Origin of the sequence: Flavobacterium gawalongense (genome assembly GCF_007097265.1) — a bacterium.
GTDB classification, from domain to species: domain Bacteria; phylum Bacteroidota; class Bacteroidia; order Flavobacteriales; family Flavobacteriaceae; genus Flavobacterium; species Flavobacterium gawalongense.
Map to the genome: position 1 here is coordinate 1 of NZ_VJZP01000012.1, position 15062 is coordinate 15062.

Here is a 15062-nt window from a genome sequence, read left to right on the forward strand (position 1 = left end):
TCCCATTAAAGACAAGATTTGCTGGGGACTACAAAACGGAATTTGATTAAAAAACAGCTGTTTCGAATATATAAAACGCAATTTTAAAGGTAAAAAACCTACAAAGATTATTGAAAAAATGACTTGTTTAACAAATAATTAACGTTTATTGCCGTTCAATCCTGCAAGTTGGGTTAACTTTCTGTGATTGCTAAGTTAGCATGTCCACAGACTAGATATTTTTAAAATTTAAAAGACAAGCGATTGTTGAATAGAGGCAACTCTATTCAACAATCGCTTGTTTACTAATAGTATTTATTCAATAAGGCAATTAGCAGAAAGTGATGAATATTCTCTTCGATGGTAGTTTCAATCTGCATAAATCTGTGGTAGTGTTTTGCTAATTGTTCATCGGATTATAATTTATATAGATATTTTTTTCTTTTCAAAAAAAGACTTACCTAAGATTAATTTAGTCGAATTATTTTTTTTCCTTTATTAAAATTAACTTCAATAGAATCGTTGTATACTTTCTTTACAGTTACTCCCTCAATCTCATCATCTTTTCTTAGTTTGTATAGTCTTTTATCAATTTTAACCAAAATTAATTCTTCGTTCTTGTCTTTTGATCTGATATAACCATGATAAGAAATCAATGGCCAATTTATTATAACTTTCGGTTTCAAAACAATAGGATTACTCTTAATTTTTACATTTGGTATTTTAGAATAGTATTTTTTTGAGACGAAACTGTCTGTTTGATTTTGTCTATTTAAAAAGGGATCTCTAGCAACTTTTCCCAAGTTAAAAGTGTCTTTATTTATCTCGTTTAAAGTTAACTCATCATTTAATTCCGTTTTGTTAGCCATCAATTCCTTTGAAAAAAAATATTGGCTAATCGTTTTATAAGCTACAGTACCCCATAGCCCTAAAACCAAAATAATCAAAACAATATTTATTTTCTTTTTTGCAGTCATAACCTAATTTATTGTAAACTTATATGAAGCACTAGCTACACTAACATTTCCGGCTTGATCTATCGCCTTTACTCTCCAAAAATAAATTCCTGCTGTAGAAAAAGTTTGTTGAAAGGTGGTTGAACTCGCATTGGATGTTTGACTAATTGATGAAAAATTTTCATTGTTTGAAAATTCAATTTTATAAGAAACTGGGGACTGAACAGTTCCAGAATCTGTCGCTACTGTCCACGTAAAAGAAACCTGTTGATTTATTATTTGTACAGAATTGTTTGCTGGTGTAACATTTTGTGGCTGATTAGGAATCACAGTATCTATAGAAAATTTTCTCCCAGCATATTGTAATGTTTCAGTAGTGCTGTTTTTTGCTTTTACTCTCCATTCATAGGTGCCATCAGTTAAATTAGGAACGTTTAGTGTCACAGATGTTCCTGTAATAGCTGTATTTGAATAAATTTGTTGGCCATTTGAAATATTGATTACTTCAATACTATAGCTTGTTGCATTTGGAAGGGATTGCCAATTTAACGTGATATTAGTAAAATTCATATAGATCTCATTTTGAGGGCTTGATAAAATGACTTGCTGGTTTGTTAAGTCCTCAGAAATAACTGTTGAAAAAGTCGCTGGAAAGGAATAAGATGATTGATAGGCAAAATTTTCGCCTCTCACTCTCCACTGATAAGTCCCCTGTTTTAATGGGTATGGTAAATTCGTTTTACTGACTAATGAATCTAGTACTATAGATTGATTTGCACCATATATTTGAACTCGATAATTATCCGCACCTTTAAGATTATTCCATTGAAATGTAACTACGTTACTCTCTACTTTCGAATCATTAAGTGGAGACGTAACTAGAACCGTATCGTTCGTAATGTCTTCTTCAAGAATATCTTCACACGACATTGTTACTATTGCCAAAGTAAATAGTATAATTTTATTTATTGTTTTCATAGTTTTGGAAAATCATTTTTAAATGTAAAACGTCAGATTTATTATTTTTTTTTGCGATGTAAAAATTCATGCTAACCATTCTTGAAAAGTTAAATTCTTTTTCAAAATCATATCCTAACTGCAATAGTTGATTACTGTTTCCTGTTACATCCAGCTGGTTTGTAATAATCGTATAATTATCATCCGGAAAAACATGAATAGGCTGCAAATCATTAATAGAAACTTGTGGATGTTTTTCGGATGCAAAACTTACTATCCCTTGTTGCACCATCTCTTTAGTTATTCCCTCTTTGCCGATTATCTTATCTAAATAAGCAATATCTCTAATCAATCCATCAGTGTTATTTGCTTTTTTATTGATATCGTCTGCTTTTGCCGACAAAACTTTGTATTCACTGATTACCTGAAATAATGTATGGAATGATCTTTTATATGCCGTTACTGAAAGCATTAAAAAGACAACAATTAATGCTGTGCATTTTGTTTTATAGGAATAGTTTTCAAACATCTTTTATTGTGATTTTTACTTCAAATTGGGATTTGTTTTTCTTATCCTTTTTTAAACTTATAATTTCAAAATGCTGTAGCCAATTCATTTTTTTCAAGCCTTCCATCCATCCATTAAATGATGACTCTTTGAATGTTTCCCCTTTAACTATAATAGTTCTAGCCTCAAAATTCATTTTCTGATTCGCTTTGGTTTCTTTATTTAACGGTGTTATATTTAACTCTGTCAAAGAAATATCCTGTGGTATTACTTTAATTATTTCATAACCATAATAGGAAAGAAATTTTGAAGACAAAAAACCCGACTCTTTTAAAATACTTTGTTTCTTTTCTTTTTGCTTTTCTAAATCTAATATCAACTGATACGATTGATTTGAATATACATTTTGAAGATTGAGTTCTGCATTTTTTGACCCATAATGTTGTATCAAAAGATAACTTACTAATAAAGTCGTCAGAAACCCTATAAGCATCGCAACACCAAAAACATTAAATGCTTTTTTATAAATAATTTCTTCAACATTTAAAGTTTCATTTTTTGTTTTGGAAACTTCTTTTGGCTGAATAAAAAAATGAATTAACGTACCATAAAGCGGTAAAAAACTGCTTGAAATAGTCTCTTCTCCAATGGTATATTGTTCTTTTTTTATTGACTCTGTTTGTTTTGTAAAGCCTGTAAGCTTTTCATTATCAAATTCCAAAAACAAATCGTTTGAAATTATTGTTTCATTTTTTATAGAAGTAAATAACAATGCTGACAAAAAAGAACCAATATAAATATCCACTACTTGAAATCCTTTTTTTTGAAATTTTATTATAGTATCATCTACAATATTTTTCCTGCAAAAACTTATAAAACTACTATTAGAACCTTTTAAACTAGTATGGTAAATCGATTTGTAATCAATGTTTTTCTGCCAACTTACGTCTGCCTCATTATTGAAATTAATCTCCTTGTTTAGCACTCCTTTTCCATCTACTACTAGAATTATAGGGAGCTTCGTATCGATATTTTTACTTAACCCCTCTACTGTATTGTAAGAAGCCATAGTGACAATATCTATTTTTTGACCCTTCTTTTTAACAGTAAGCACGTTATAGCTTTCGTCATCGTCTTTTTTAATGACGCCGATAACATGCAAATTATTCAATTTGATTATTTTAGATAGAAATGTAATCATTAATATACAACTGTTGGTTTGATAAAAATATGCAATTTTGAATTGCTTTTTCCTTTTTTACGACTGCTGAAAAACCATTTAATAATTGGAATTCTTGATATTAAAGGCGTACCGGAGCCTGAATTTTCTTTTTTCAATTCGTCCAATCCTCCCAATAAAATCATTTCGTTATTTTTAACTCTCACTAAAGATTCAAATTTTTGAGTTGCTTTTCCAGGAGGGGCAGTTTCTCCGGCTCTACCTAAAAACGAACTTTTTTCTACTGCAATTGTTAATGTTACATTCTCATCGGTGGATACAAAAGGCTTAATCGATACCGTTAAGTTGGCATCAGTTGACTTCCATGTCCCTGAATTCAATATATCATTCCCAATATTATTATTTATCAGTCGATTACTTTGTTCAAAATAATAACTGGTTTCACCAATAGATAATTTGGCTTCATGCCCACTTATCGTTGCAATTTTAGGAGTTGATTCTACTTTAACTATAGAGTTGTTCTCCAGTAACTTTAGATTCATATAAAAGGCTTCTGTTACTTTTCCTAATTTAAAAAGACCAAAACCATTAAAAGCATTGATTAAACTATTCACTGACGAAGCATTTACTGTTACATCAGTGGTAGGAAACAAAACCCCTCCGGTTTGCGTTTTATTTATTTTGTCCAGTCCCATTTTCATCCCCGTTTGAATATCGTACGACTTATTATATTGCACAATAATTACTTCTATCTGAACCATTGGGACTACTTTATCAATTTGCTTGATATACACTTTTAATTCTTCTAGTATCGATTTTGCCCCTGAAACGATTAGTCCGTTTAATTCAACAAATTCCTTAATTTCTAATTTTTCTGAAAAGACCTTTGGTAAAGCGGTAAGTACTGATTCAATAGAACGATTTTCCAGTTGAATCATTTCTGTAACTCTCAATCCTTCTGTTGCTTGTTCCCCAATTAGGTATAAGTTATCCTGTTTCTTAAAGGTGTATTTTTTTCCTTTAAAAATATTTTCCAGTAGTTCATCAAAAGTGATATTGTCTGCGGACAATGTTGTTTTTTCGTTTTCTGGTTTGTTATATAAGAAGTAGTTTATGTGCAATTTTTCGGCAGCCTCCGTTAATAAATCGGCGGTATCAGCAACGTTTGCTTTAACAGATAAAAAACCCGTTTTATTTAAATCAACCTGATAATATCCTGCAGAACCTATACTCGCTTTGGGTTGTTTTGACTTTGGGCTACTGCCATTGTTTAATGTAGTATTACTATTTATTTCATTATTTTTCTCAATAAAATAAAATCCATTTTCATCTTTGGTTGCAACCAGATCATTTGATTTTGCCAACATTTCTATTACCTGATCAAAGGGTCTGTTTAGAATATATGCTGATACTCTAAGAGTTTTTACATTAGGAGCCAAGACTAAATTCTTACCGGACTTATCAATAATTGCCTTAGTAACTGATGGTAATGAATCGTTTTCCAGTTTAACAGACAAGAAGTCATTCTGAGAATTATAATTTACATCAATAACTTTGGGTAATTTTTTTTCAATAATTTTAACCTCTTTTCTCTTTTTAAAAGTGATGATATTATTCATAAAAGTGACTTCTAAATCATATTTTTGAACAAGATGAATAAATACTTCCTTCACCGTTACATCATAAAAATTATTGGATATTGGTTGATCTAAATCATCTTCAATGTCTATATTTAATTGGTGTTCTTCTGCTATTGATGAAATAAAATCATGTAACGTCAGTCCTGAAACATCAATTTTTATAGATTCATTTAATCCTTTTTTTTGTATTGACAGCTCGTCAAATTTCCGGCTCAACTCATTTATATCCTGTTGTGCAACAACAAGATTTGTAAAAAAGAACCCAATTAGTATGTAAACAATTTGTTTGAACATTTATTTATATGTTAATTAAAATAGAATATATTTCCTCTAATGCCGTTTCACCTTCGGCCAAAATATCAAACGCCTTATCAGACAATGATTTATAGCTTTCATCATTACTAAATAATTTCGTAACGGTATTGTTTTTTATTGCTTCACAAATCGTATTATCGATAGTTAAAACTTCATAAATAGCCCTTCTGCCTTTATAGCCTGTATGAAAACACTTGTTGCAGCCGACAGGTTTATTATATTTTGAAATTTCATACGGAAATTGAAAATTCCCAGGAAAATCTTCTTTCTGACATTCCACTTCTTTCTTACAATTGTTACAAAGTTTTCGTATCAATCGTTGTGCGACAGAAAGATTTAATGTTTCTGCAATCAAATAAGACGGCACTCCCATGTCTATTAATCTTGAAATAGTTCCTATCGCCGAATTGGTATGTATGGTTGACAGTACCAGATGTCCCGTCAATGAAGCACGAATGGCCATTAAAGCGGTTTCGGAGTCACGAATTTCCCCTAACATAATTACATCGGGATCTTGCCGTAAAAACGATTTTAAGGCTGAAGAAAAAGTCAATCCAATATCTTCTTTTAGCTGTACTTGATTGATGCCTTTTAAAGTATATTCAATGGGATCTTCAACCGTTACAATATTTCTTCTGCTATCGTTTAACAATCGTAAAGTAGCATATAGTGTTGTTGTTTTTCCAGAACCCGTTGGACCACTTATCAGAATAATTCCATTAGGCTTTTTTACCGCTTCTAAATAGTGTTCCAGTTCTTCTTTTTGGAGACCTAGTGTACTCAAATCAATATTAGAGGCATCTTGTCCTAACAAACGCATTACTATTTTTTCTCCAAATAAAGTTGGTAAAATAGAAACCCTTATGTCGAACGATTCGTTAGTAATCCTCCCGTCTTGTGGCAGTCGTTTTTCGGTAATATTAAGTTTGGCTTTTATCTTAATCTTATTCACTAATTCCAGATAATTTTCTCGCTCAACCTTATATCGCTCAATTAATTGACCGTCTATTCTAAAACGGATCCGGGATGAATCTTCATAAACCTCAAAATGAATATCGCTACATTTCAAGGATTTTGCTTCTCCTAATAAGTTTTCAAGAAAATCTCCTTTGTCAACATTCAGTGATTTACTTACGTTTACTTGTCTATCTTTTCGGTAATAAATAGATAGTGCTTTTTCAATTTCAATGGTATCTATCGGACTGAAAACAATATGTTTCCCTAAAAAAAGTTCCAATTCTTCCTTAGCATCCTGATTGTTAGATGAGTCATCTATGTATAATTCCAATGTATTTTCGGAAACGGATTTAGGCAATATTCTATACTGGTTTGCTAAATCACTTGAAATGCTATGCTGATTTTCGGAAAGGATTACTATTTCCATTGTATTTTTATTAATTAACATATTAATGAATAATGTTTTTATATGAATTAGAATCCATTATAAAAGCAAGATCATCGATCTTATCTAAATCAAGATACAAATTATTATAATTAGTATTGAATTTTAAAGCATTAGGTGTTTTTGTATTTCCCCAATCATAATATTGTGTTTCATTATGAAACAATTCTCCATTACTATAAAACATCTCATATGACATATAATCACTAAAATAATATTTATTATTTGTAGTCATTTTTACATTCAAAAGATATTCCCGGATATCTTTAAATTCTAAATAATGTAAATTAGTATTAATTCTTCTTCTCTCAAAAACGTTTGGCTTTATTTGGGTATCTACACAAATTAGATAGATCATTTTAAAACGCTGTATCAAAAAATGGCGTTGTAGTTTATTTTTTCTTAAAAAAGTTAACTTAAACAACTTGAGTTTATTTGTCTCGTGAATGATTTCAGAGGTGCTGACTAAATATTTTACGTAATCATTGTAAAAAACAGAATCTTCTTTTATAATTGTATTTTTTTTATCAAAAAAGACTATTTTTCTCAAAGTATCATTTACCTCATAAGCTTTGCCGAACCAATTGTTCTTAATGTAAGTCTCTATTATTGGATCTAATTTAGAAATATCAAAACCTTTAAATTCAAATGTTTTTTCTGAACTACTATTTGAACATGAAAAGCAAAGAAAAAATAAAAACAAATGAAATCGATTAGTAACATCCATTAGGAATAGTTTTTTATCCAAAATAAATCTGATAACTGTTATTTATTAAATCTGTCTTTAACAATAGTTCTGCTTTATAATACTCATTGATTTCTCTCCCAAAATTAACAAAAACGAATATTTCGATTATTTGCATGCATATAATAGCAATAATTATTTTATAATTTATTTTTTTTGAAAATAATCCTAATATCAAAACAGAAATTAACTGAATGAACCCGAAAATAAAATTCATAATCACAATTGCCATATCGCCACCAGATTTACCCATATTGGAATAAAAGATAAAAATAAATACAGTTATTGATATTATTATATTAATAAAAAGATTGATGTTTTTTCTTATGGATGCCATCTTTATAATTTTTTATGTTCTTGAAATACTTTCTCAATAATCTCTAACATTTGTTGTTGTGGTTTGTAATCTTGATGGTAACTATGTCCAGCACTATTATCAATCCATTTAAAAACATTATCCTTTACGTTAATTTCATATGAATATGAAAATGGGTCAATTCTTGCACCTAATGGACCTGTATTCTTTCGTTCATTCATGAAATAATTATCAGCCGCACCAAACCATTGCACTGCATCTCCCTTACTGTAGAAGTTTAAATTTACTCCATTCCCTGTTTTAGCTTGTTGAAAATCTTTCCTTTGTGGAGTTGCAAAATTTAAAATATCTACAGTCCAACCATTTTTTTCCAGAATATTTTTAGCAACTTTATTAACATTTCCCCCATGACTATGTCCAGCTAAAGTAGCATGTTTTGCATCCCTATATGGGTTGTCTTTTGACATCAATCTATGAGCTAGCATTTGTCCTGCTTTAACCCTATCCTTGGCATTATTTGCTCCAGACCAAGTAAATTCATATGTTGATTTTTTGTTCCATCCTGAAGCTAAAGCTATTCGTTGAGAAAAAATTTCTTCCCATGTACTGCCTCCTTTATAGTCTGCAAGGTCCAAAGAAAAAATTGGTTTGTTTTTTCTGTTCGCAAATGTACCATGTGTTAAGGCAAACTCTAAACCTTCAAATTCAATCCCATCTATCACTCTATTCTCACTAAATGCATATACCGAATTATGTGGATAATCTTTCGCTAAAGGATCTGTTGAAAAAAACCGAGCGATCTTCTCCTTAGCTATTGTGTCAGTATGTATAATTTGATTGCTCTTATCGAACAAATAATACTTACCTCTATTTGGTTCAATTCCAATAGCAGTTACAACCGTTGTACTATCTTCTACAGGGATCAGAACCATGTACTTCATTCTTTCCTGTGGGGTTTTTAAAACTTTCCCTTTATATCCAAATAGTTCATATGGATTTTCGCTTTGAGAATAGCTACTCAAAGCGATAAAGAGAAACAATAGTTGAATTTTTGTTTTCATATTTTATTCTTTTCTAGTTTTCATCGAATTAACCCATTTTGTATATTCATCAGGATTTATACTTTCTCCACCAATATCGTTAAGTTTATTTTGTAAGGTTAAGTACATTTTATGAAGTACTATTTTATTCTCAAAAGCCATAGTATCATTATTTGCTAATTTAGCAACTCGGTTTGATTTTAGCATTATTGCTATCACGTTTGCATCATAATATTTTATAGACAAATCTGCACATCTATCTGTAAAATCATCTAATCCAAATTTATTTTCGTAACCATTTGCCAATAAAGTCATCAAAACTGCAATAGTTTCTTTCTCAGAAAGCGGTTTAAAATATGCTCCCGTTTTTATCGCTTGTGTTTTAATTCCAAGCTCCGTCATCATAATTCCATCTGAAGGAAACTGCGCACTTGTTAATTCTACATTTAACCATTCCCCTTTTTCATCAATATGTCTAATCCAAGCATGACTTGGCCCTAAAGTCAAATATGCTTCTGCTTTTAATTCTTGGGCTACACATTTATATAGTAAAGGCAATGAAAGGCAGTTCCCTTTTTTATCTTTTATTAGGCGCGTTACAAAAGTATTTGAGAAAGAACTTTCTCCGAGAAAATCTTTAAAATCGTACTCACAATTTTTACTCTCATTTTCAGGCGTTTTCTGGGTAATCCACATAAAAATCGCCCAGTTTTTAGCTGTTTTATATCTCTCAAATCTTTTTTTACTTATCATTAATGAACAAGAACTCGCTATTTTTTTTATGTCATTTTCAAAAGTAAAAAAGTCTAATTTGTTATCGTACCAAGCATTTTCAACTGTAAAAAGAGCTTTTTTGAAATTAAGACTATCTTTTCCTTCGAGCATGCTTTCTAATACGATATAAGCACTATTATAACTAGCGCTTTTACTTTGTGCTTGAATTTGATTAAAATAAAAGCTGATTATTAAAATAAAAAGGAATTTCATCATATGTTTTATAACAACGTAATTTTTTGAAAATCCAACATCATATCTTTTATGATTAGTATAAATAATAGTAGGGCAGAAAATCCTGCTAAAGGAACCGTATTCTCCCGAATTATTTTTTTCAATCCCAACTGAAGTCCTATTGCAAAAATCATTGAAAATATGAAAAATAGAATGTAGTTTTGAAGTAGGAACAGGGGAGCTATTGCCACATAAAACAATAAATCTCCTAACCCAAAATAATTTTGAAAAGGGTTTAAAAATTTTTTGGTTTTTAGACTCATATAAAGAATTAATATGCTTAATGTTAGTAAGAAAAAACCCAAATTATAAACAATAATTTTAAACAAAATTTTATTTTCATGTTGAATCACGTAAAAAGAGAAAAGGAAAATAGCTAAAGGTAATCCCACATGAATTCTCCTGTATTTCCAATCTTGAAAAAACACAGCCAACAAACAAAATAATAAACCTATGTATGCTACTCTCAATTTATTCTTTTGTTACTTCGTTCAGCATTTGTTTATTGTCAATTTCCCATGTATTGAAACTTCCATCACTATCTAAATCAGATGCAGCAGTTGCTCTTGCTGAAAAGGAATCATTAGAAGCTTCAATAATTTCGATTTTATACACTGCTTGACCACCTTCATCAACTGTCAATTCCTGTTCAAAGCCTAGTTCCTCTAAGTTACTTGAATATTTAGAATGTCTGTAGAAATAACTTTTTTCTAAACCATAGATTTGATTAAGCATCGCTTGTGCTTCAATAGCTTTTGCCTGAGCTATAACCGATGTTTGGTTAGGCAACACCATTAATAATAGTATTCCAATGATACACAATACAATCAAAATCTCCGTCAAAGAGTATGCTTTTACCGAAGCTTTTTTAGTGTTTTGTAACTGTTTTTTAATCTTGTCTAACATCGTTGTCTGATTTTATTTATTAAAAATAGTTAATTTTAATGATACAAAAATACACATTGTAACCAAATGATTGTTAATTTTTTATTATTTTACTTAAATCAAACATTGGAGCATACATAGAAATCATAATTACCCCCACAATTATCCCAATAACAATAATAATCATGGGTTCTAAAATGACACCAATCATTTTTGTTTGATGACTAATTTCCTCATTGTATTGTTCTGTTAATCGCTCAAACATTGTTTCCAACTGATTGACTTGTTCTGCAACTTCAATCATAGAAACCATTTTGTTTTCAAACACATTATGTTTTTTTAAACTTTCATTTAAAGATGCACCGCGAGTTATGTCCTCTTTTATTTCTTCAATTGCAACTTCAATAGGATAAAAGCTTATCATTTTTGCCGTTAATGATAATGAACTTATCAATGTAGTTTTAGAAGTAATCAATAAATTCATTGCCTGACAAAAACGAGAAATATAAATTTTTCGGATTAAATTCCCGAAATAGGGAATTTTCAGTATTAATGTTCCTGTAAAGGCTCTATAACTTTGTTTCTCTTTTAATAAAGCGTGTGCTATTATTAACCCTACTATTACCCCTATCACAACCGTAAAAATTGTTCCTGAATGATTCGATATTTTTATAATAATCTGGGTGCTTTTTGGCAATTCACTTCCAAATTGCTTAAATACCGAGCTAAACATCGGTACTACTTTATTTAGCATAAAATAGAGTACTAGAAAGGTCACTAACATGACAATAGCCGGATACGTCAATACCGAAACGATCTGTCTTTTCATCTGAATCTTTCGGTTGAAATATTTCTGCAATTCGCCTAATACCTCTTCCAGCTTTCTTGTCTCTTCTCCAATTTGAATGCTGTAATATTCATAGGCCGAAAATTGGTTGGTTTCCCGCATTGATTCATAAATACTTTTCCCATCAACTACTTTATCTTTGATTTGAACAATCATTTCTTTCTCAAAGTTAGTATTGGATTGATTACTCAATATTTCCAGTGCTTTTTTAAAATCGACACCAGACTTTAAAAGCATTCCCAGTTCTCTATAGAATACTTCTTTTTTCTTATCCGAGAGTTTCTTAGAAAACTGGAACTGACCCGTTTCTATCTTGAAATCCGTTTTCTCTGATTTGTTCGCTTTGTATGTACTTAAATCTAAACTCATTATTCTTTTATTGCTTGTAACAATTCATTAGCGTATACCCTTTTGTAGAATTTTAAATCCATTTCTCTTTCATTTACCTCTACGTTCAATTTTAATTTTTGAAAAACAATTCTTTGGGATTTATTTTTAACTGAGTCAATAACAATTTGATTCAATTTGATTTTGAATGTATCAATAAATGCTTCTTTACTCCGCAAGATATATTCTTCCTGAAAATTGTATTTTACGGTTTCACCTGCATATCCATTAAAAATCACTTCATTTTCGATAACCTCCATTTTTTCATTTTCAAAAATATCTTTATTAACACTATAGGTTAATCTGTTGAGATCATTAACCAATTCATTTTGATTTTTATAATCTAACATCCGTTCTGTTACAATTGAAAAAATCACAAAAACTATCCCCATGATAATAGCTGTAATTGCCATACTGACAATAGCTTCGATTAGTGAAAATGCGGGAATCGAATTTTTGTTATTCATTATTGGTTTGAACATAAAAAGTTTTTTCAAACTGAAACTGTGTGCTGTCTTTGTATTGTATTGTTATCTTTTTCAGGCCATTATTGATATTTTCTTCTTCCATAATAAGATTTTCATCATCACCTTCATACAGTAAGGAATCGGTTTTTAGCTGTGCTAAAAAAAACAATTCATTCGCCTTGTTTTGTGTATCATAAAACTTTGTGGCTGTTCTAGGTGTAAAAACAGCTGCAAAAATCATGACGGCAAAATACAAACATACCGAGATTATAGTCAAGGCTATCATAGATTCTAAGATAGAATTTGCTTTTACGCTACAATACCTTTTTAAGAATACCATATTCAGTTTTTTTTGTATTAAACAATGGAATTGCAATAAAATAACCCGGTCGTTTGGTCGCATTAATTTCTATATCGGCTATGATGTTGTCATAATTGGAAGACTGGGTTTTATGAAAAAATCGATTGGTATATACTGAGCCATACACCTTACTTTTTAAAAACAATTTTCCGGAACAATAAATATCTCCAAAAACTAATCCTTCTTCTTCAATCTCTATGCTATTTTTATCTATCATTTCCAATGGATTTCCAAACAACACTATCGCACCTGTTATTTTACTTTCCTTTTTTATTTTAATTTTACCCTCTTCGGCGCTTTCATTATAAACACATACCACTGACGGATAATTTAATGTTACTTTTTGCTCCAGTTCAATTCCTTTTGTGGCAAAAGCCTGAACTGTGCCTTTAAACCCCTCTTCGAATGTAATTTTTGGTGCGATGAGAATAACGTCTTCTAAAACGGTATTTTTTCTAACCCGAATAGAATCTTTAGAGCGCAAAATGAAGTTGCCTTTAAAAATCACATTGCTAACAATTGAATTTACCTGAATTTCTTTAGTTTCATTAAAAAAGGAATTATAATACAATGAGTCTCTGGGTTTGTCAACTTCCGAAAGCCCTATTTTATCCGCTTTAATTCCTTCAAAAATCTTCTTGAAATTTGGATTAATTTCCGGCAGATGGATTTCAGAAACAGTATTCTTTCCTTCAAGAATAAGTTGATTGGGTTTGTTGTTGATATAAGCTGTTTCAATAAAGGTTGACGGCAGTTGGTTGTCACCAAATAACTTAACTATTCCTGAATACGAAAGAGATTTACTTAAGTTTGCCAAATGAATCGCGGTTTTATCAGTGGCAAAATAACCTACAAAATGAGCCGAGGCAACCGTGTCATTTTTCACCCAAGAATTTGCCAGGAGCAGTGTGAGCAAACCATACTGTTTTGTGCCATAAGCCCCTTCTATCCCTGAATTTTCGTCTGCCGGTATTTCGTCAGCCTCCGTTTTATTTCCCAAGGCAAAGTTCACTAAAGACTGGTTATGAATATACAATTCTTCCCGAAGATTATAATGTAAATTGAGCTGACCATATAGGTTAGCTAAATACAAAAGCGCTCCACAAATTATGGAGACAATCAAGCATATGTAAATAGCATACAATAAACTATGAGCTTTTACCATTGGTTTTTTGTTTTGGCTGCTTTTTGTCAAATAATTTTTTGAATAATATTTTTATTTTAGAATCCCCTTTAGCAGCTTTTTTTACCTTTTCTGTTTCTTTAGCAGCTTTCTTGCTTTCTTTCCATGTTTTTTCATTTTCTTTAGCGCTCGCTTTGTAAGTAGCCAAAGTAGACGTGTTTTTTAATTCTTCTGATTCTTGCAATGTTTTTTTAGCCCTGTCTGCTTTATTGCTTTCCTGTTTTAATTTGAATTTTTCTACTTTAGATAATTTCGTTTTTTTTATAAAAACAGCACCCCTTTTATAAGTAAGAGTGTCTTTCTTTTCATAGTCAATCCATTTTCCGTTCATTACACCTCCATTATAATTCCCTTTCTCAGCAATCATTCCATTTTCATCATAACGAAAGTATTTTCCTGATTTCAAACCATTATTCCAGTACTGCGTAGTTTGTATCACACCGTTAGGATACCAAGTTTTCCAGAATCCCACTTTAAGTCCATTTTTAAATTCACCTTGTTCGGCTAATTGGTTACTATGATACATCTTTACAAATTTATCATGCAACAACTCCCCTACTATTCCAGCTTGTGAATTGTGAATCAATCCTCCTTTAAACCAAAAATAGATTTTGTTTTTTTTAGGGTTTACTTTCTTCTCAGTAGTGTAAAACTCATATCTGAAATTAGGGTCTGAAATCCTTTTAATGGTGTATGGATCTGAAAAAGATACTAATAAAATTGCTAAAAGAAGATATACAAAACGATACAATACTTTTGTTTTCAAAGGAGTAGAATTTATTTTTAAATAAGAGCAAGATATACTTTTAAAATTATTTTTCAAATAAAATGTAAGTTTTTTAATAATAATTTTTTATTTGTTAGATTTTAAGCTCAATATTTATTA

Annotated in this window: 17 protein-coding genes; all 17 read right to left on the reverse strand. The window is 30.4% G+C overall.

Annotation, left to right across the window (positions count from 1 at the left end; genetic code table 11):
* Positions 1-446: 446 nt before the first annotated feature.
* The 17 genes from FNW38_RS08390 to FNW38_RS08470 all read right to left on the reverse strand — a co-directional run bounded on the left by FNW38_RS08390 (position 447) and on the right by FNW38_RS08470 (position 14942).
* On the reverse strand, positions 447-956 hold the full coding sequence (locus FNW38_RS08390) for a hypothetical protein (protein WP_143388909.1): 510 nt from the start codon (positions 954-956) through the stop codon (positions 447-449).
* Between the two features lie 3 nt (positions 957-959).
* Complete coding sequence (locus FNW38_RS08395; RefSeq protein WP_143388908.1) at positions 960-1913, reverse strand: hypothetical protein; 954 nt, start codon at positions 1911-1913, stop codon at positions 960-962.
* Entirely contained in the window at positions 1897-2421 is a 525-nt protein-coding gene (locus FNW38_RS08400) for a hypothetical protein (protein ID WP_143388907.1), read from the reverse strand. The genes FNW38_RS08395 and FNW38_RS08400 overlap by 17 nt, the downstream gene beginning before the upstream one ends.
* Positions 2414-3601, reverse strand: a complete 1188-nt coding sequence (locus FNW38_RS08405) for a PilN domain-containing protein (RefSeq protein WP_143388906.1) — start codon at positions 3599-3601, stop codon at positions 2414-2416. Before FNW38_RS08405 ends, FNW38_RS08400 begins: the two co-directional genes overlap by 8 nt.
* Positions 3601-5514, reverse strand: a complete 1914-nt coding sequence (locus tag FNW38_RS08410; RefSeq protein WP_143388905.1) for a type II secretion system protein GspD — start codon at positions 5512-5514, stop codon at positions 3601-3603. Before FNW38_RS08410 ends, FNW38_RS08405 begins: the two co-directional genes overlap by 1 nt.
* A 4-nt stretch (positions 5515-5518) precedes the next feature.
* The gene (locus tag FNW38_RS08415) at positions 5519-6919 is read right to left on the reverse strand and encodes a GspE/PulE family protein (protein WP_143388904.1); all 1401 of its coding nucleotides are present in this window, start codon (positions 6917-6919) and stop codon (positions 5519-5521) included.
* A 22-nt stretch (positions 6920-6941) separates the two neighbouring features.
* Positions 6942-7664: a hypothetical protein gene (locus FNW38_RS08420; RefSeq protein WP_143388903.1), complete on the reverse strand. Its 723-nt coding sequence runs from the start codon at positions 7662-7664 to the stop codon at positions 6942-6944.
* Positions 7665-7677: 13 nt separating this feature from the next.
* A complete protein-coding gene (locus FNW38_RS08425; protein WP_143388902.1) occupies positions 7678-8019 on the reverse strand; it encodes a hypothetical protein in 342 nt (113 codons plus the stop codon).
* A gap of 2 nt (positions 8020-8021) precedes the next feature.
* A complete protein-coding gene (locus tag FNW38_RS08430; protein WP_143388901.1) occupies positions 8022-9059 on the reverse strand; it encodes a hypothetical protein in 1038 nt (345 codons plus the stop codon).
* A gap of 3 nt (positions 9060-9062) precedes the next feature.
* Positions 9063-10028 carry a hypothetical protein gene (locus tag FNW38_RS08435; protein ID WP_143388900.1) on the reverse strand — a complete coding sequence of 322 codons (966 nt, stop codon included), beginning with the start codon at positions 10026-10028 and terminating at the stop codon, positions 9063-9065.
* Between the two features lie 5 nt (positions 10029-10033).
* Positions 10034-10516: a prepilin peptidase gene (locus tag FNW38_RS08440; RefSeq protein ID WP_143388899.1), complete on the reverse strand. Its 483-nt coding sequence runs from the start codon at positions 10514-10516 to the stop codon at positions 10034-10036.
* A gap of 1 nt (position 10517) precedes the next feature.
* The gene (locus FNW38_RS08445) at positions 10518-10952 is read right to left on the reverse strand and encodes a type IV pilin protein (RefSeq protein ID WP_143388898.1); all 435 of its coding nucleotides are present in this window, start codon (positions 10950-10952) and stop codon (positions 10518-10520) included.
* Positions 10953-11025: 73 nt separating this feature from the next.
* Positions 11026-12147 (reverse strand): type II secretion system F family protein, encoded by a 1122-nt coding sequence (locus FNW38_RS08450; RefSeq protein WP_143388897.1) that lies wholly within the window; start codon positions 12145-12147, stop codon positions 11026-11028.
* Complete coding sequence (locus tag FNW38_RS08455; protein ID WP_143388896.1) at positions 12147-12647, reverse strand: PulJ/GspJ family protein; 501 nt, start codon at positions 12645-12647, stop codon at positions 12147-12149. The genes FNW38_RS08450 and FNW38_RS08455 overlap by 1 nt, the downstream gene beginning before the upstream one ends.
* Positions 12625-12972 (reverse strand): hypothetical protein, encoded by a 348-nt coding sequence (locus FNW38_RS08460; RefSeq protein ID WP_143388895.1) that lies wholly within the window; start codon positions 12970-12972, stop codon positions 12625-12627. The genes FNW38_RS08455 and FNW38_RS08460 overlap by 23 nt, the downstream gene beginning before the upstream one ends.
* Positions 12947-14158 carry a hypothetical protein gene (locus tag FNW38_RS08465; RefSeq protein WP_143388894.1) on the reverse strand — a complete coding sequence of 404 codons (1212 nt, stop codon included), beginning with the start codon at positions 14156-14158 and terminating at the stop codon, positions 12947-12949. Before FNW38_RS08465 ends, FNW38_RS08460 begins: the two co-directional genes overlap by 26 nt.
* Positions 14142-14942: a toxin-antitoxin system YwqK family antitoxin gene (locus FNW38_RS08470; RefSeq protein WP_143388893.1), complete on the reverse strand. Its 801-nt coding sequence runs from the start codon at positions 14940-14942 to the stop codon at positions 14142-14144. Before FNW38_RS08470 ends, FNW38_RS08465 begins: the two co-directional genes overlap by 17 nt.
* Positions 14943-15062: the final 120 nt, after the last annotated feature.